Here is a 15850-nt window from a genome sequence, read left to right as displayed (position 1 = left end):
AAATCATCATGCTGAATCCGAAAATCGTCTCATCCGACTTGCTGCCGATGCGTCCGACGCTCGGTGAAGAAGTGCTCTCGGTCAAGCACATGTCGCGCGGCTTCGCGAAGAAAGACGACGAGCGCCTTGTGCTCGACGACGTCAATCTGTCGCTGCGCGAGGGTGAAATCGTCGGGCTGCTGGGCCGTTCCGGCTCGGGCAAGTCCACGCTGTTGCGCATCATCTCCGGCCTCATCGAGCCGACCGCCGGCGAAGTGAACTGGCGCGGCAAGCCGCTCGAAGGGCCGGCTGAAGGCGTGTCGATGGTGTTCCAGACCTTCGCGCTGTTCCCGTGGCTCACCGTGCTGCAGAACGTGGAAGCGGGTCTCGAAGCGCAGGGCGTGCCCGCGCGCGCGCGCCGCGAGCGCGCGCTGGCCGCGATCGATCTGATCGGCCTCGACGGCTTCGAAAACGCCTATCCGCGCGAACTGTCGGGCGGCATGCGCCAGCGCGTGGGTTTCGCGCGCGCGCTGGTGGTCGATCCGATGCTCATGCTGATGGACGAACCGTTCTCGGCGCTCGACGTGCTGACCGCCGAAACGCTGCGTACCGACCTGCTCGACCTGTGGACGCAAGGCCGCATGCCGATCAAGTCGATGCTGATCGTCACGCACAACATCGAGGAAGCGGTGTTCATGTGCGACCGCATCCTGGTGCTGTCGTCCAATCCTGGCCGCGTGGTCGCCGAAATCAAGGTGCCGTTCAAGCACCCGCGCAACCGCCTGGACCCGGCGTTCCGCAAGCTCGTGGACGAGATCTACGCGAAGATGACCGCGCGCGATGCGGCGGAAACGTCGTCGCGCCGTCTCGAAGTGGGTAGCCGTCTGCCGGACGTGTCGACCAACCTGATGGCCGGTCTGATCGAAACGCTGGCGGCCGCGCCCTATCATGGCCGCGCCGACATGCCGGAAATCGCGCGCTCGCTGCATCTGGAAGTGGACGATCTGTTCCCGATCGCGGAAATGCTGCAGCAGCTCGGTTTCGCCGATGTGCGCGACGGCGATCTGCTGCTCACGCCGCCCGCGCGCGTGTTCGCGGAAATGGGCACGCAGGCGCGCAAGCTGATGTTCGCCGATCACCTGCTGCGCAACGTGCCGCTCGCGGCGCGAATCAAGAAGGTGCTCAACGAACGTCCGGGCCACCGTGCGCCGCGTGTGCGCTTCGAACAGGAGCTGGAAGACATCCTCTCCGATGTCGCGGCGGAACAGACGCTTGATACCGTGATCGACTGGGGCCGTTATGGCGAGATCTTCTCGTACAACGACCAGTCGGAAATCTTCAGTCTGGAAGACGTCGAGGCTTGATGCGCCGAGCGACAGCCAGGCGCGATGCAATAGAGAAACCGGAGCCAGGCGCTCCGGTTTTTTTCGTGCGCGGCGTACCTGAAGGTGAGCTTGTTCGGGAGCCAAGGTCAATGCGCGATCGTTGTATCGGCAAACATCGCGCGAAGCCCTTGTTTCAAGGGATTCAACGTCGTGCGTGCGGGTGGAAAAGGGCGCATGACATCGCTAAAGGTGAGGCTTTTCGGGAAGGGGCGGGGGTGAGGCCGATGCGCGCGGGACACGCACCGGCCATGACAACGTCAATTCGGCTTGCCGCGCGGCGTGTTCTGGCCGTTGCGCGTTTTGGCGCTGCTGCCTGAAGCGGATGCCGGACGGCCACGCGTGTCCTTGGCGTCGTCGCGATCGTCGCGCTCGTCATCGTCGAGCGTGCGGTCTTCGACGTCGTGCTCGTTCGACATATTAACGAGGAAGTTGCGCTGAGGATTGGCAAGCTCGATGCCGCGTTCCGTGAACGTCGTCAGCACGCGCCGGTTGAACTCGCGCTGCACGCTCCAGCGCGACGAGTCCTTGCACTGGATCTGGCCGACCAGCGTGACGCTCGCGCCGTCCACCGAATCCACGCCCCAGTAAGCGAAGTCGCTGAGGATGCCGCTTTTGAACGCGTCGTCCGCGCGAATCGCCGCGCCGATCTCCTCAAGCGTGGCGACGGCGCGTTCGAGATCCTTGCCATTGGCGATCATCACCTTCACCGCCGCATTGCCGATGCCGCGATTCGTGTTGTTCACCGTCGTCACCGAACTGAACGGCACCGTGTAGAGCGAGCCGTCGCCGCCGCGCAGACGCACCGTGCGGATCGACAGGAACTCCACCGTGCCGGAGACGCCCGCGACCGTCACCCAGTCGCCCACCTGCATGGCGTTTTCGGTGAGCAGAAAGATGCCGGTGATGAAGTCCTGCACGAGCTTTTGCGAGCCGAAGCCGAGCGCCACGCCGAAGATACTCGCGCCCGCGATGAGCGGCGCGGTGTTGATGCCGAGCTGCGAAAGCGCCGTGAGACCCACCACCACGAAGATCGCGACGAACAACGTGGTGCGGAACATGGGTAACAGCGTGCGCAGGCGCGCGGCGCGCACGTAGTCGCCCGCGTCGGTCCAGGCGTTCAGGCGCCGTTCGGCGACGCCGTTGGCGGCCTCCCAGATCACGATCGCGACCACGATGGCGACGGCGATCGTCAGCAGCGCGGAGCCGAGCAGATGGCCGATCGGCGCGTTGATCAGGAAGCGCCCCGGATGCAGACCCCAGACGTGCAGCAGCACGTCGAGCATGATGATCCAGAGCGCGCCCATCACGACGCGCCGCAGCGCGGGGTAATAGCGATAGGCGCGGCGCTGCGTGATCGAGAGGTTATCGCCCTTGCCGTACGGATCGAAGACACGTCCGAGCGCGCCAAGCGCGACGATCGCGATCATGCGCGCGACCAGCAGCACGCCGAGCGAAATGCCGCCCGCGCGGATCAGTTCCTGGTAGCCGCCGCGCAGATCGAGCGCCCAGACGAACCACAGCGCCATGACGACGAACACCGCGACGATCGCCCAGATGTCGGCGAACCAGTGCACGAGCCAGGCAAACGAGCCGCGCGCGGCGGGCGAATGGCGGATACGGTCGGCGACGGCATGGCGGCATTGCAGGATCATGATCGCGAGCGCGACGTGCGCGACGAGGATCACGAGCTTGACGAGCGCGAGGTGCGCGTCCTCGGTCATGCCGAGCGGCACCGCGCCCGCGAGCACCCCGCACACGCCGCCGATCACGACGATGCGTGCGAGCCAGCGTTGCGAGAACGCGGCCCATGGGGCCGTCATGGGCATGAGGCGAAGATCGTCCGAATCGGGCGCGAACAGCAGCTTGCCGACCGCGATGATGATGCGGCAGATCACCCACGTATCGACGACATGGCCGACGGCGGCGGCGGGCGCGGCATCTTCGGGGCCCGACAGCGAGAGCACGCCCGCGGCGCACAGACCGAACGCGATCACCGGCACGAGGTCGAGCAGCGTAAGGACCAAGGCGAGCGGCAGGCGCTTGAGCAGACCCCAGTGGTGTGCGCCACGGCTGCGGTGAAGCGCCTCGCGTGCGAGCGCCGCGGCGTTGCGCACGTAGGACGTGTCGCTGGCGGCGGGGACTTCGGAAGCGTCGGCGGCGATGGCATTGGCGTCGACGCCCTGGTGCTCCTCCGGATCCTGCGTGCCCATGCCGGCGGCGGCGCGCAGCGCGTCCTTTTCGGCATCCTTCTGGGTGTTTTTCTGCGTAGCGGCCTTTCGCACGGCGACCGTGCCGCTCGCTTCGGGCGTTTGCTGCTGGGCGGCCTCGCGCGCGGCAGCGGCGGGCGGCGTGGCACGCTCTGCGTCGTCGTCGCGATGCGCGTGCGCGACGATCGCGCGATGCGGCCGGATGATCGCGCGCCGCATCAGCCATTCCAGCGCGACGGCCGGCACGAGCGTGAGCAATAGCACGCGCAGCAGGCCGATCAGCATTGCGTGGCCTTCGGGCGTGGCCAGGCGCACGCTCCACCAGTCGTGCGCCGAATGCACATTGAAGAGCGCGCCGCGTGCGCGCAGCAGTTGCCTGCTGATGACGTGCGCGCCGTGCGCGGCGCCATCGGCGATCTGCAGCACGAGACCGTTCGAGCGCAGCGCGTTCGACAGCGCATCGGAGGCGGACGAGGCGCTGGCCGCCGACGCGGCGGCGGGGGCGCTTGCGCCGGTCGCGCCGCTGGCGGCGGCGCTGCCCGAAGCCGCAGCGGCAGGCGTGGCAAGCGCGCCCGCGGCGGCAATCGCCCGCAGTGTGTCCGCGACGTGCGCGCGCTGCACCGGATCGTCGAGGACCTGTAACGCCGCGTGTGCCTGCGCAGGCGTCAGCACGACGGGCGCGGCGGGATTGGCGGAACTCGCCGGCCCGGCGGCGGCGGCGCGGCTGGGCACTGCGGCGAACATCAGCACGCAGGCGAGCAGGGCGATCAGCGGATCAAGACGCCGCACGCGTAAACCGGTTAAAAGGCGGGCAACTGGGCGAGAGAAGATGGGCATCCTTGGCATGGGAAGAAAACGGAGTCGATCTCGATGGCTGGCGGACTGCCGGACGCGGCAATGGCGAGGGGCGATTGCACGGGCATGGCTTCATGCTGTCCGGCTGAACATTCGACGCACTGCCGCAATTTTTGTGCCCCTGGATCGGGCGGACGAAGGGAAGTGCGAAACGGTGTCAGACCGTGCGCCCGGCAGACGCGCGAGCGTTTTGAAGAGTCAGAGTATGCGCCCAATGGCGGCCAACCGGCGTCGAGTCCGCATCGCCGCGTGCAGGCGCCTGGTATCTCGATCAAACAACGCGCGCCCGGAACGAAGGGCGCGCGATGGTGCTTGCCTGATGCTTACGTAGTGCTTGCGTTTTTTAGCGTGCGCGACGCGCCGCTTCGAGATTCGCGTCGAGCTGGCGCGCAAGCCCATAGAGCATACCGAGCGACGGCGCCACGATGCCCGCGCGTTGTGCAAGCTCATAAGGCGCGCCCAGCAGCGCCTCGACTTCGAGCGTGCGGCCCGCTTCGACGTCCTGCAACATCGACGTCTTGAACGCGCCGAGCTTGCGCGTGATCGCATTGCGCTCCTCGATCGTCATGGCGAGGCCGATGCCCAGCGCCTCGCCGATCGCGCGCGCTTCCGCCATGACCGCTGCGACCAGTTGCGCCATGAGCGGATCGTCGAGGATCACGTCCGCCGTGGAGCGCGTGAGCGCGCTGATGGGGTTCATCGTCATGTTGCCCCAGAGCTTGGCCCAGATTTCGTGCTGGATGGATGGCGGCGACTGCACGTCGAAACCGGCGTCGGCGAGCAGGGCGCGGGCTTCTTCGGCGCGCGCGGCCATGTGCGCGGTCGCGGCGCCCACGATCAGCAGATTGCCTCGGCCCTTGCGGATCACGCCGGGCGCGGCGATCGACGAAGACAGATGCACGACGCAGCCCGACGCCTGCGCGGGCGGCAGCGCCGCCGACACCGCGCCGCCCGGATCGACGGATTCGAGCCGGCCGTTCGCCTGCGCGTTGCCGAACTCGCTGAGAAACCACCACGGCACGCCATTCATCGCCGACACGATATGCGTGTTCGGCCCGACGAGCGGCGCGAGCGAAGCCGCCGATTGTGCGAGCGCCTGACCCTTGAGGCAGACGAACACGATGTCCTGTGCGCCGAGCGTGGCGGGGTCGTCGGTGGCGTTGACGCGCGCCGTGTAGCGTTCGTCGGCGTCTTCGATGACGGTGAGGCCGTCACGGCGGATCGCGTCGAGTTGCGCGCCGCGTGCGAGCACGCTGACCTGCAAGCCGCTGTGGGCGAGACGTGAGAGACGTGCAAGCCGCGCGGCAATCAGACCGCCGATCGCGCCGGCGCCCACCACGGTAATACTGCGCTGCGAGGCGTTCACTGCTTACTCCTTGTACGAGGGGTCCTGGCGATCCACGCGTCGGATCAGCGCCGCGAGGATATTGTCGCCGGCGCCGTGCGCGGGCGAGAACTGTAGCGCATCGCGCGTGGCGCGTGCGGTGATGGCCGGATCGATGGACAGGGCGTGGCCGCGCATAGAATCGGTGACCACCTGGATTTCGCACGCGCGATTGAGCGTCCACAGTAGCGCAAACGCGTGCGCGAGGCTCACGCCATGCGCGAGCAGCCCGTGATTGCGCAGGATGAGCAGGCGCTTGTCGCCCATCGATTTGAGCAGGCGTGGCTTCTCGTCGTCGTGCACGGTGATGCCTTCGAAGTCGTGATACGCGACCAGGCCGTGCAATTGCGCCGAATAGAAGTTCGTCGAGGCGAGGCCGTCCTCCATGCACGCGACGGCGAGGCCCGCCGTGGTGTGCGTGTGCATGACGCAATGCGCGTCTTCCACGTTCGCGTGAATGGCGCTGTGGATCACGAAACCCGCGGGGTTGATCGGGTAATCGCCGGGGCTGAGGATCTTGCCGTCCAGATCGATCTTGACGAGATTCGACGCCTTGATTTCGTCATAGGTCAGACCAAACGGATTGATCAGGAAGTGCTTGTGCGGACCCGGCACGCGCAGCGTGATGTGATTGAAAATCAGCTCGGTCCAGCCGAGCTGATGAAACACGCGGTACGTGGCCGCGAGCTGCACGCGGGCAGCCCATTCCTGCGGTTCGCACCAGTCGGGCCGTGTGGTTTCGGCAGTTGCGCTCATGGGTGTCTCCTCATGGGTATTCCCTCGCGGGGCGCCTTTCTCTACTCGGCAGAGCCGATGCTACGCGCAAATAAATGCGTGCGCAAGCATCAAAATATGGCGGATAGCCTTTGTTTTAAGGCGTTGCAGAGATGTTATGCTGGCGACTCTGCCAGATATCGCACGACAAGCGGGCGAAACGAACCATGACAACGGCGAAATATCCGATCGAAGATCTGTTCACCTACCGGCTCCACTTGCTCAAGAAGCAGACCGATCGCACGATGAACGAGGCGTTTTCCTCGGCGCTATCGCTTTCGCTCACGGAGGCGCGCATTTTGCTGAGCGTGGGGGCGTTCGGGCCGATTTCGGTATCGGATCTCGGGCGCGCGTCGAATCTCGACCGCAGCCAGGCGAGCCGCGCGACCGACGCGCTGGAGCGCAAAGGGCTGCTGGAAAAAGCGTCGAACGCGGCGGATGCGCGTGGCGTGCTCGTGAAGCTTAGCGCACAGGGGCGCAATACTTACCGGCGCGCGTCGGCGATTTCGACGGCGCAAAACGAGGCGATTCTTGCCGTGCTGAGCGCGCACGAGCGCGAGGTGCTGCAGGGCGCGCTCGCGAAGCTCGTGGCGCAAGGCGGCGAGGAAGCGTAATTCAGGCAGTAGACGGGCGAAACGCAGCGGCAAGTTCGCTTGCGCTGCGCGCGAGCAACGAAACATCGCTGCCCACCGCGACGAAATTCGCGCCCGCCTCCAGATACTCGTGCGCGATCGCCCGGTCGGCGGCCAGCACGCCTGCGGCCTTGCCGAGCGCGCGCACGGCGCGGATGCCCGCGACGATCGCTTCACGTACCGCCGGCGCGCCGGGCTGACCGAGCAGGCCCATGGACGCGCTCAAGTCCGCAGGGCCGAAGAACACGCCGTCCACGCCTTCCACGGCGGCAATCGCCTGCAATTGCGCGAGTGCGTTTGCCGTTTCCACCTGCACCAGCACGCAAATTTCGTCGGCGGCGCCGTGCAGATAATCGGGCGAGCCGTTCCAGCGCGACGCGCGCGCAAGCGCGCTGCCCACGCCGCGTATGCCCAGCGGCGGATAGCGTGTGGCCGCCACGGCGTCGCGCGCATCGTTGGCGCTTTCGATCATGGGCACCAGCAGCGTTTGCGTGCCGATATCGAGCAACTGCTTGATGAGCGCGGCGTCGTTGCGCACGGGCCGCACGATCGGATGCGTGGGATGGGGCGCCACGGCCTGCAACTGCGCGAGCGTGCTGCGCAGATCGTTGGGCGCATGCTCGCCGTCGATCAGCAGCCAGTCGAAGCCCGTGGTCGCGAGGAGTTCGGTGACGTAGGAATCGGCGAGCGCTGCCCACAGGCCGATTTGCGGCTTGTTCGCGAGCGCGTGCTTGAACGTATTGACAGGTACGGGCATGGTTTTCGTTAGCACTATGAATTGAACATCAAACGAAGCTGAAACCGATGCCCCCAAGCGGGCCGTAATCGGCATGGAACGTATCGCCCGTGCGCGCGGCAATGGGCGCGGTAAACGAGCCGCTGAGAATCACGTCCCCCGCTTCGAGGCGCTCGTCGTGCCGCGCGATCTTGTTCGCGAGCCAGGCCACGCCGGTAGCCGGATGATTGAGCACGGCGGCAGCCAGCCCGCTTTCCTCCACGCCGCCGTTCTTGTAGAGCAGCGCGCCCACCCAGCGCAGATCCACGTCGAGCGGCTTGACGGGACGCCCGCCCAGCACCACGCCCGCATTGGCGGCGAAGTCCGAAATCGTGTCGAACACCTTGCGCGGCGCTTTGGTTTCGCGGTCGAACTGCTCGATGCGCGCGTCGATGATCTCGATCGCGGGTGTGACATAAGCTGTCGCGTCGAGCACGTCGAAGAGCGAAACATCGGGGCCTTGCAGCGGCTTTTGCAGCACGAACGCCAGTTCGACCTCCACGCGCGGCGCGATGAAGCGATCCGCGCGGATCGCACTGCCGGCCTCGATGAACATGCTGTCGAGCAGCGGCGCGTAGTCGGGTTCGTCGATCTGCGAGGCGCGCTGCATCGCGCGCGACGTGAGGCCGATCTTGCGCCCCTTGATCGTGTGGCCCGCGGCGAGCTTGAGCTTGACCCACTCGCGCTGGATTGCATAACCATCGTCGATGGTCATCGACGGGTGGGCGCGCGAGAAATGGCGCAGTTGCGTGCGCGTGCGTTCGGCTTCGTCGAGCTGCGCGGCCAGCTCGCGGATCACTTGCGGTTCCAGCATGATTATTTCCTTAGCCGTGCGTGCAGATTGTTGTGCTTCCACGCGCCTTCCTCGCTGAATTCGACGATCTCCAGCGAGAGCGCGAGTCCATGCGCGGCGAACGCCTCGGCGAAGTGTTGCTTGATCGCGTCGAACAGCGCTTCGCCGGTGGCGCGGCGCACTTCGGCGGTACGGCCCGCGCCGATCTTCAGGCAGCCGTGCAGAAAGGCGTTGTGCGGATCGCCGTCGGCGATGAAGTACTGTTCGCAACGCAGCGCGCGCGTGCGGATGCCGCCGCGCGGATAGACGCGTGCGCCGTCGGCATCGCGTTGCGCGTCGAGCACATGCGCGAGCGTTTCGCAGAGCTTGCCGATGCTCGCCGCGTCGGCGAGATTGGCGCTGTATTCGAGGGTGAGATGGGGCATTCGAAGCTCCTTCGCCGTTCAGCGCGGCAGCGGCGTAAGCGACGTAAGCGGCAAAACGGGCAGCACGGCGTTGATCTGCCCGGTGCCCGAACTGCCGAAATACGGCGTGATGACTTCCGCGCGGCCTTCGTACCGGTCCCAGCCGAGCGCGCCCAGCAGCATCGCGGTGTCGTGCATGCCGCCTTCGCCCCAGCACTTTTCGTTGTAGAGCGGCAGCATGGCGCAGAAGGTCTTCCAGTCGCCGCGCTCCCAGAGCGAGACCACGTTGCGGTCGGTCTGTTCCAGAAACGGGTCCCAGACCTTGTGCATGAACTGCTCGGCGGTGCCGTTGTTCGCGAAGTGATGGCTGAGCGAGCCGCTCGCGAGAATCGCCACCGTGCCGTCGTAACGCTCCTCGATGGCACGGCGCACCGCGAGGCCAAAGCGTGCGCTTGTCGCCAGGTCATGCCACATGCACCAGCCCGCGACCGACACGGTTTTGAAGTGCTGATCCGCATTCATGTAGCGCATCGGCACCAGCGTGCCGTATTCCAGCTCCAGCGTGGTTTCGCTGTGCGCGCGGCTCTTCACGCCCATTTCGTTCGCGACATCGGCGATCAGGTGACCGAGCTGTGCGTTGCCAGGATATTCGTACTCCATATTTTTGATGAAGTGCGGCAACTCGTTGCTCGTGTAATTACCCGCAAAATGAGGCGCGCAATTGATGTGATATTCGCTGTTCACGAGCCAGTGCACGTCGAATACGACAATCGTGTCCACGCCGAGTTCGCGGCAGCACCGGGCGATTTCCTTGTGACCGTCGATGGCGGCCTGACGGCAGCCCTTGTGCGGCCCGTCGAGTTCCGAGAGGTACATCGACGGTACGTGGGTGATTTTTGCTGCCAGCGCGAGTTTGCCCATCGCGGTCTCCTGTCTTTTCCTTGCCGCGTGTAGGGCTCAAACGCCCCAGCGCGGGATGTGATGCGAGCCGAGCGATACGCACACGTTCTTCGGTTCGAGGAACACTTCGTAGCTCCACGTGCCGCCTTCGCGGCCCACGCCCGATGCCTTGGTGCCGCCAAATGGCTGGCGCAGATCGCGCACATTCTGGCTGTTCACGAAGCACATGCCCGCTTCCACGGCGGCGGCCACGCGCAGCGCGCGGCCCGTGTTCTCGGTCCACACGTAGCTCGACAGACCGTAAGCGATGTCGTTCGAAATGCGGATGGCGTCCGCTTCGTCCTCGAAGGGGATCAGGCACGCGACCGGCCCGAAAATCTCTTCCTGCGCGATGCGCATGCGATTGTCGACATCGACGAACACCGTCGGTTGCACGAAATTGCCCTTTTTCAAGGCGTCCGGCAGCTCCGGCAGGTCCAGACCGCCACATGCGAGCGTCGCGCCTTCCTTCGGGCCCAGCTCGATATAGCTGCGCACCTTTGCCAGATGACCCTGGCTGATCATCGGGCCAACGACCGTTTTTTCGTCGAGCGGATCGCCCACGCTGATGCGCTTCGCCCGCTCGACAAAACGTTCCGCGAACTTCGCGTAGATCGAACGTTGCACGAGAATGCGCGAACCTGCCGTGCAGCGCTCGCCATTGTTCGAGAAGATCATGAACACCGCGGCGTCGAGCGCGCGTTCGAAATCGGCGTCGTCGAAGATCACGAACGGCGACTTGCCGCCCAGTTCCATCGAGAACTTCTTGAGGCCAGCGCTCTGCACGATGCGATTGCCCGTGGCCGTCGACCCCGTGAACGACACGGCGCGCACGTCCGGATGCGCGACCAGCGGCTCGCCCGTTTCCTGCCCGAAGCCATGCACGACGTTCAGGACACCTGCGGGAATGCCCGCTTCCAGTGCAAGCTGGCCGAGCATAGAGGCCGTGAGCGGCGACAGCTCGCTCATCTTGAGCACGGCCGTGTTGCCGAACGCCAGGCACGGCGCGACCTTCCACGTCGCCGTCATGAACGGCACGTTCCACGGCGAAATCAGCGCGCACACGCCCGTCGGATGGAACAGCGTGTAGTTCAGATGCGTGCTGGTGGGGTAGGTGTGGCCGTCCACCGCCGTGCACATCTCGGCGAAATAAGTGAAGTTGTCGGCGGCGCGCGGCACCAGTTGCTTGCCTGTCTGCGAGATCGTCTGGCCGGTGTCCTTCGTTTCGGTTTGCGCGATCTCGGGCACGTTCTTCGCGATCAGCTCGCCGAGCTTGCGCACGAGTTTGGCGCGCTCAGCCGCGGGCTTCGCGGCCCACGCGGGGAAGGCGTTCTTCGCCGCGCTCACGGCGAGATTGACTTCCTCCGCGCCGCCGCGCGCTACTTCCGCAAGCACTTCCTGATTCGCGGGATTCACGGTTTCGAAGTAGTCGCGCCCTGCGTGGGCGCGGCCGTCGATCAGGTGTTCAATGCGACCTGTGGGCATGGCGTGTTCATTCCGTCGTGGTGGCGCGGCCGAAATCGGCATCGGACGCGATTGTGTTGACAAGGCGGCCGAGGCCGTCGATTTCGCAAATCACTTCGTCGCCGGCGTTCACGTTGACGACGCCTTCGGGCGTGCCGGTGAGGATCACGTCGCCTGGCGCGAGCGTCATGAAGCCGCTCAGATATTCGATCAGTTCGGCGATACCGGTGACCAGATCGCGCGTGTTGCCGTGCTGTTTCAGCTCGCCGTTGACATACGTGCGCAGGTCGAGCGCGTTGACGTCGGCGATATCGGCGGCATCGACGAACCAGGGGCCGAGCACCGTGCCGCCGTCGCGGTTCTTCACGCGCAGGTTCGGCCGATAGTAGTTCTCCAGATAGTCGCGGATCGCGTAATCGTTCGCGATCGTGTAGCCCGCCACGTACTGCATGGCGTCCTCGCGCTTCACATTCTGGGCCGTGCGGCCGATCACGACGGCCAGCTCGCACTCGTAGTGCATGAAGGTGACGTCGGCGGGACGGCGCGTGGAGCCGCGATGGCCGATCACGCTGCCCGGCCCCTTGAGGAACACGAGCGGCTCTTCCTGCTTGCTGAATTGCAGTTCCTTCGCGTGTTCGGCGTAGTTCAGGCCGAGCGCGAAGATCGTGCCGGGTTCGAATGGCGCGAGCCAGACGACTTCGTGTTCCTCGCGCACGCGGCCGTCGGCCAGGCGCACGCGCTGGCCTGCGTGTGGATACGCTTCGTGAATGGCGCCTGCGTAGGCGACGCGTCCTCGCATCATGCTGTGGCTCCCATGAATTCGACGGCGAGCGACGGCCAGCCTTCAATCGATATCGTTGCGCGCGCACCTTCATGCGCGACGGGCGAACCGTGCGGCACGCCGAGCGTGATGATGTCGCCGGGCGCGAGCGTCATGAAGTCGGTCACATCGGCGAGCAGTTGCGCCACCTTGCGCACGCTGGTGGCCGTATTCGCGGTGAAGCGCGGCGTCCCTTCGATAGCGACGCTGATCGCGAGATTGTCCGGATCGGCCACGTGCTTGCGGGCGAGCACGGCCGGGCCGATCACGCAGAAGTTGTCGCGCGCCCGAAAGCGCACGGACGGGCGATAGACGCTTGCGTGCGGCACGCTCAGGTCCGCGACCAGCGTGTAGCCCGCGATGTAGTCGAGCGCGTTAAACGCGGCGATGCGCGTGGCGGTGCGCCCGATCACGATGCCCAGCGATGCGCCCACCTGCACGCCGGGTCCGTCTTGTCCGCCGGGCACGACGACGCGCGCGCCGTGGCCCGCGAGCGTGTTGCGCGGCTTCAGATAGAGAACGGGTGCGCGCGGCGGAGCCTTGTAAGGCGCCGCGTTGACGGCGTTGCCGAGCGCTTCGAGCGCGTGGCGGTCGTTGAGCAGCGTGCCGTACACGGCGCCCGCCACCGGCGCGCGGCAGCGTGCGCCGTCCGCGAGCAGGGCGCGGGCTACAGCGGCGCTGACGTCGCGCGGCAGGGCGTCGCCTTCCAGATGCAACAGATGATCGTCTACGGAAAACATGGCGTGGGTCGCTTTCCCGGAAAACACTAATATGTGAGTGATTCTGCGCTTGCTATCATCCAGCGTCAACCATCGACGCCGTTTTCGCGGGTTTCCCCTGGTCTTTAGGGGATTCGCGGCTGCGTCCTGAACGAAGCCATCATGTCCGATTCCTCACGCACTTCCACGCACGTCGCGCACCGCAATCTGCCCATGCTGCTCCTGCGGGCGCGCGAAAAGATGATGGAGCGCTTTCGCCCGCTCATCACCGCGCACGGCCTTACGGAGCAGCAATGGCGCGTGATTCGCGCGCTCAACGAAAGCGGGCCGCTGGAACCGCGCCAGATTTCCGATCTATGCACGATTTCCAGCCCGAGCATGGCGGGCGTGCTGGCGCGCATGGAGGCGCTGGGCCTCGTGACCAAGGAGCGTTTCGCGGACGACCAGCGGCGCGTGCTCGTGACGCTCACGAAGAAGAGCCATCAGCTCGTGAAGGCGATCACGAAGGAACTGGAGGCGCGCTACAAGGCGCTGGAGGAAGAGGTGGGACCGGACGTCGTGGAGCGCGTCTATCGCGCCATCGACGATCTGCTTGCCGGGCTGGAGTGAATGCGCATGAGCGCACATGAGCGCACGCCGCGCGAGGCGGCGGCCTGAACCGGCGAAAGGTGAGGATTTACGGGAGCGTGCCCGCGTTCAGGCGAGAGCGTTGAAGGCGCTGTCGAATTCGCTGGCCGAGGTGGGCCGTACGATACGCGCGACTTCCGCGCCGTTGCGCAGAAAAATAAGCGTGGGCCAAAGCTTCACGCGAAACGAGCGGCCGAGCGCGCGGCCTGGGCCGTCTTCCACCTGAATGCGGCGCACGTCGGGATGCCTGGCGAACGCGTCGCCGATCAGCGGCTGCGCGCCCTGGCAGTAGCCGCACCAGTCGGTGCCGAATTCCAGCACGGCATGGCCTTGCAGCGCGTCGATCTCCTTGCGGGCCGGGGCTCGGGTGGCATAGCTCATCGCGATTCCTTTCGTGTCAGGGCATCGTCATACGATAACCCAGGCGGCCCGAACGCGCTTGACGTGGCTTCAGCGCGCCTCGCGCAAGCCCAGTGTCACGGTCGATTCGATGCGCTCGACGAGCCAGCCGTCGTTGCCGTGAGCGGCGACGATCGCGTCAATTTCCGCGAGCAGCGTATCGAGCCGATCGCCCAGCCGCGCGCGCGCGAGACTCGACATCGACAGCGGACGCGCCTTGAGTTGCTCCGCGCTCACGCGCCGGTATTCGATCACCGAAATGCGCTCGATGGCGCTGAACGACGAGCGCGCCAGCACGTCGGTATGGCTTTCCCATTGCGCGGAGCGGCGCAGCGCGCGCGTGGCATCGGTGTTGGCGTAGCTATCGAGCAGGTTGCGATATTGCGCGGCCCAGGGGCGCTGCGGATCGTCGAGCTGCTCGGTGTTGAAAAGGGCGACGGCGCCGCGCTGGGCGAGGATCGTATCGAGCCGCGCGAGCGTATCCACGCGGTCCATCCAGTGAAACGCGCGGCCAATGACGGCGAGATGAAACGTGCCCAGATCGGGTGAGAGGTCGTACGAACTTCCCTGGCGATACTCGATATTGGGCGCGATGCCCGCGCCCAGCTGCGCGGCGACTTCGAGCATGGCGGGTTCGGGGTCGATGGCCGTGGCGCCGGCCACCCAGCTTGCGAATGCAAGGGAAAGCTGGCCCGGACCGCAGCCTAGGTCGAGCAGGCGTTGCGTCCCGTCCAGACCCACGCGCTGCGCGACGCGGCGAATCAGCGCGGGCGAGTAGGCGGGGCGGCCGATGAGGTAATGGGGCGCGGCGTGGTGGAAACGGTCGGCGACGAAAGGCGTGATCTGGCTCATGGCGCGTGTGGGGCGTTGGGCGAAAAAGGGAACTCGCACAGTCTGGAGATGCGGCGCGGCGGCGTCAAGAAGGACAAAGGTGAGTGTTTTCGGGAGTGAGGCGTACTGGCGAAAAGCGCGCACCTTCAGGTTTTTACGCGGACGCGGCGGTGAGCCTGAAATGAAGAAATGCACCGTAAAACAAGCACTAAAGTGAATCCGTAGGTGTTCTTCCCGGAGGCGTGGCGTTTGCCGTATGCGCGTGCAAACGTGCGTTCACGGCTCAATGGTGAGTATTTGCGGGAGCGCTGGAAATGTGTCGCGAAACCAGTTCGGCAACCTCCCTGTCATGCCGGTGTCATTTGCGTAAACCGATAAAAGCACCTGTTTTTCAGGCTTTTTATTCTTCGTCGGCATCAACGGAATCAAGCGGTCGTAGCGGGCAAGCCGACGCTTCACGCGCAAAGGTGAGAAGATTCGGGAGTGGCGGGCGCCATTGCACGGCTGCCTGCGATGGGTATATAACAGTACTGCGGGATTCTTTCTACGAAGCCATTGCAAGGGGAAACGATTCATCATGACGAGCGACGACACGCCAAAGCATGACGCTCAAGCGCCGGGCGCCAATGCGCCTCAAACCGATCTGGACAATCTGAACGCCGCGTTCTCGCACGTGGACGAAGGCGTGAAAAGCGGCAGCATCGCGGCGGGCGCGGCCAGGGGCCTCGTCTTCAGCCTGATCGAAACGCTGGGTGCGCTGGTGGGCGACCCCGACCTGCCCGAACACGCACGCTCCGGCTATGAAGGTCTGCTCGAAGCGGCGCGCGAACTGCGCGTGAAGCTGGAACGCTAACCTCACGAAG

Annotated in this window: 17 protein-coding genes; 4 read left to right on the top strand and 13 right to left on the bottom strand. The window is 65.5% G+C overall.

The features are described from left to right. Positions 1–8: 8 nt before the first annotated feature. Positions 9–1343, top strand: a complete 1335-nt coding sequence (locus B0G62_RS15935) for an ABC transporter ATP-binding protein (RefSeq protein ID WP_103705164.1) — start codon at positions 9–11, stop codon at positions 1341–1343. Positions 1344–1621: 278 nt separating this feature from the next. Here B0G62_RS15935 and B0G62_RS15930 read toward each other — a convergent pair whose 3' ends face one another. From B0G62_RS15930 to B0G62_RS15915, 3 genes are all read right to left on the bottom strand, one after another. After that, positions 1622–4360, bottom strand: a complete 2739-nt coding sequence (locus tag B0G62_RS15930; protein ID WP_167401277.1) for a mechanosensitive ion channel domain-containing protein — start codon at positions 4358–4360, stop codon at positions 1622–1624. A gap of 409 nt (positions 4361–4769) precedes the next feature. After that, the gene (locus B0G62_RS15920; RefSeq protein WP_103705161.1) at positions 4770–5792 is read right to left on the bottom strand and encodes a 2-dehydropantoate 2-reductase; all 1023 of its coding nucleotides are present in this window, start codon (positions 5790–5792) and stop codon (positions 4770–4772) included. A 3-nt stretch (positions 5793–5795) separates the two neighbouring features. Beyond that, entirely contained in the window at positions 5796–6566 is a 771-nt protein-coding gene (locus tag B0G62_RS15915; protein WP_103705160.1) for a class II aldolase/adducin family protein, read from the bottom strand. A gap of 185 nt (positions 6567–6751) precedes the next feature. Between B0G62_RS15915 and B0G62_RS15910 the strand changes: the two genes are divergently transcribed. Further along, positions 6752–7198: a MarR family winged helix-turn-helix transcriptional regulator gene (locus tag B0G62_RS15910; RefSeq protein WP_103705159.1), complete on the top strand. Its 447-nt coding sequence runs from the start codon at positions 6752–6754 to the stop codon at positions 7196–7198. 1 nt (position 7199) lies between these two features. Here the strand turns inward: B0G62_RS15910 and hpaI are convergent, their stop codons facing one another. Genes hpaI through B0G62_RS15875 form a run of 7 tightly spaced genes read right to left on the bottom strand, consistent with a single transcriptional unit; the run spans position 7200 to position 13151 of the window. Continuing rightward, on the bottom strand, positions 7200–7973 hold the full coding sequence (hpaI, locus tag B0G62_RS15905) for a 4-hydroxy-2-oxoheptanedioate aldolase (protein ID WP_103705158.1): 774 nt from the start codon (positions 7971–7973) through the stop codon (positions 7200–7202). A 28-nt stretch (positions 7974–8001) separates the two neighbouring features. Beyond that, a complete protein-coding gene (gene hpaH, locus B0G62_RS15900; RefSeq protein WP_103705157.1) occupies positions 8002–8805 on the bottom strand; it encodes a 2-oxo-hept-4-ene-1,7-dioate hydratase in 804 nt (267 codons plus the stop codon). Positions 8806–8807: 2 nt separating this feature from the next. After that, entirely contained in the window at positions 8808–9209 is a 402-nt protein-coding gene (locus B0G62_RS15895; RefSeq protein WP_103705156.1) for a 5-carboxymethyl-2-hydroxymuconate Delta-isomerase, read from the bottom strand. Positions 9210–9227: 18 nt separating this feature from the next. Continuing rightward, on the bottom strand, positions 9228–10109 hold the full coding sequence (gene hpaD / locus B0G62_RS15890) for a 3,4-dihydroxyphenylacetate 2,3-dioxygenase (protein ID WP_103705155.1): 882 nt from the start codon (positions 10107–10109) through the stop codon (positions 9228–9230). Between the two features lie 36 nt (positions 10110–10145). Continuing rightward, positions 10146–11612, bottom strand: coding sequence for a 5-carboxymethyl-2-hydroxymuconate semialdehyde dehydrogenase (hpaE, locus tag B0G62_RS15885; RefSeq protein ID WP_103705154.1), 1467 nt, complete (start codon positions 11610–11612; stop codon positions 10146–10148). Between the two features lie 7 nt (positions 11613–11619). Continuing rightward, on the bottom strand, positions 11620–12393 hold the full coding sequence (locus B0G62_RS15880) for a fumarylacetoacetate hydrolase family protein (protein ID WP_103705153.1): 774 nt from the start codon (positions 12391–12393) through the stop codon (positions 11620–11622). After that, positions 12390–13151 (bottom strand): fumarylacetoacetate hydrolase family protein, encoded by a 762-nt coding sequence (locus B0G62_RS15875; RefSeq protein ID WP_103705152.1) that lies wholly within the window; start codon positions 13149–13151, stop codon positions 12390–12392. Before B0G62_RS15875 ends, B0G62_RS15880 begins: the two co-directional genes overlap by 4 nt. Positions 13152–13343: 192 nt before the next feature. Here B0G62_RS15875 and hpaR point away from each other — a divergent pair, with 192 nt between their 5' ends. After that, positions 13344–13739, top strand: coding sequence for a homoprotocatechuate degradation operon regulator HpaR (gene hpaR, locus B0G62_RS15870; protein ID WP_103705210.1), 396 nt, complete (start codon positions 13344–13346; stop codon positions 13737–13739). Positions 13740–13826: 87 nt separating this feature from the next. Here the strand turns inward: hpaR and B0G62_RS15865 are convergent, their stop codons facing one another. The 3 genes from B0G62_RS15865 to B0G62_RS31305 all read right to left on the bottom strand — a co-directional run bounded on the left by B0G62_RS15865 (position 13827) and on the right by B0G62_RS31305 (position 15566). Beyond that, on the bottom strand, positions 13827–14138 hold the full coding sequence (locus tag B0G62_RS15865) for a thioredoxin family protein (protein ID WP_103705151.1): 312 nt from the start codon (positions 14136–14138) through the stop codon (positions 13827–13829). Positions 14139–14207: 69 nt separating this feature from the next. Then, complete coding sequence (locus B0G62_RS15860; RefSeq protein ID WP_103705150.1) at positions 14208–15008, bottom strand: class I SAM-dependent methyltransferase; 801 nt, start codon at positions 15006–15008, stop codon at positions 14208–14210. A gap of 255 nt (positions 15009–15263) precedes the next feature. Continuing rightward, positions 15264–15566 carry a hypothetical protein gene (locus tag B0G62_RS31305; RefSeq protein ID WP_146055305.1) on the bottom strand — a complete coding sequence of 101 codons (303 nt, stop codon included), beginning with the start codon at positions 15564–15566 and terminating at the stop codon, positions 15264–15266. Here B0G62_RS31305 and B0G62_RS15855 point away from each other — a divergent pair. Beyond that, positions 15565–15840 carry a hypothetical protein gene (locus B0G62_RS15855; RefSeq protein ID WP_103705149.1) on the top strand — a complete coding sequence of 92 codons (276 nt, stop codon included), beginning with the start codon at positions 15565–15567 and terminating at the stop codon, positions 15838–15840. The genes B0G62_RS31305 and B0G62_RS15855 overlap by 2 nt on opposite strands. The last annotated feature ends 10 nt before the right edge of the window (positions 15841–15850 follow it).

The organism is Paraburkholderia eburnea (genome assembly GCF_002917095.1).
GTDB classification, from domain to species: domain Bacteria; phylum Pseudomonadota; class Gammaproteobacteria; order Burkholderiales; family Burkholderiaceae; genus Paraburkholderia; species Paraburkholderia eburnea.
Note: the sequence above shows the minus strand (reverse complement) of the source record. Positions and strands in the feature narration are given on the sequence as shown.

Bases quoted from the DNA above. Each gene is read 5' to 3' on its own strand.
- B0G62_RS31305 (WP_146055305.1), bottom strand. From the start codon at position 15,566: ATGATGAATCGTTTCCCCTTGCAATGGCTTCGTAGAAAGAATCCCGCA.
- hpaE (WP_103705154.1), bottom strand. From the start codon at position 11,612: ATGCCCACAGGTCGCATTGAACACCTGATCGACGGCCGCGCCCACGCA.
- B0G62_RS15895 (WP_103705156.1), bottom strand. From the start codon at position 9,209: ATGCCCCATCTCACCCTCGAATACAGCGCCAATCTCGCCGACGCGGCG.
- hpaI (WP_103705158.1), bottom strand. From the start codon at position 7,973: ATGCCCGTACCTGTCAATACGTTCAAGCACGCGCTCGCGAACAAGCCG.
- hpaH (WP_103705157.1), bottom strand. From the start codon at position 8,805: ATGCTGGAACCGCAAGTGATCCGCGAGCTGGCCGCGCAGCTCGACGAA.
- B0G62_RS15875 (WP_103705152.1), bottom strand. From the start codon at position 13,151: ATGTTTTCCGTAGACGATCATCTGTTGCATCTGGAAGGCGACGCCCTG.
- B0G62_RS15880 (WP_103705153.1), bottom strand. From the start codon at position 12,393: ATGATGCGAGGACGCGTCGCCTACGCAGGCGCCATTCACGAAGCGTAT.
- B0G62_RS15915 (WP_103705160.1), bottom strand. From the start codon at position 6,566: ATGAGCGCAACTGCCGAAACCACACGGCCCGACTGGTGCGAACCGCAG.
- B0G62_RS15855 (WP_103705149.1), top strand. From the start codon at position 15,565: ATGACGAGCGACGACACGCCAAAGCATGACGCTCAAGCGCCGGGCGCC.
- B0G62_RS15865 (WP_103705151.1), bottom strand. From the start codon at position 14,138: ATGAGCTATGCCACCCGAGCCCCGGCCCGCAAGGAGATCGACGCGCTG.
- hpaR (WP_103705210.1), top strand. From the start codon at position 13,344: ATGCTGCTCCTGCGGGCGCGCGAAAAGATGATGGAGCGCTTTCGCCCG.
- B0G62_RS15935 (WP_103705164.1), top strand. From the start codon at position 9: ATGCTGAATCCGAAAATCGTCTCATCCGACTTGCTGCCGATGCGTCCG.
- B0G62_RS15860 (WP_103705150.1), bottom strand. From the start codon at position 15,008: ATGAGCCAGATCACGCCTTTCGTCGCCGACCGTTTCCACCACGCCGCG.
- B0G62_RS15910 (WP_103705159.1), top strand. From the start codon at position 6,752: ATGACAACGGCGAAATATCCGATCGAAGATCTGTTCACCTACCGGCTC.
- hpaD (WP_103705155.1), bottom strand. From the start codon at position 10,109: ATGGGCAAACTCGCGCTGGCAGCAAAAATCACCCACGTACCGTCGATG.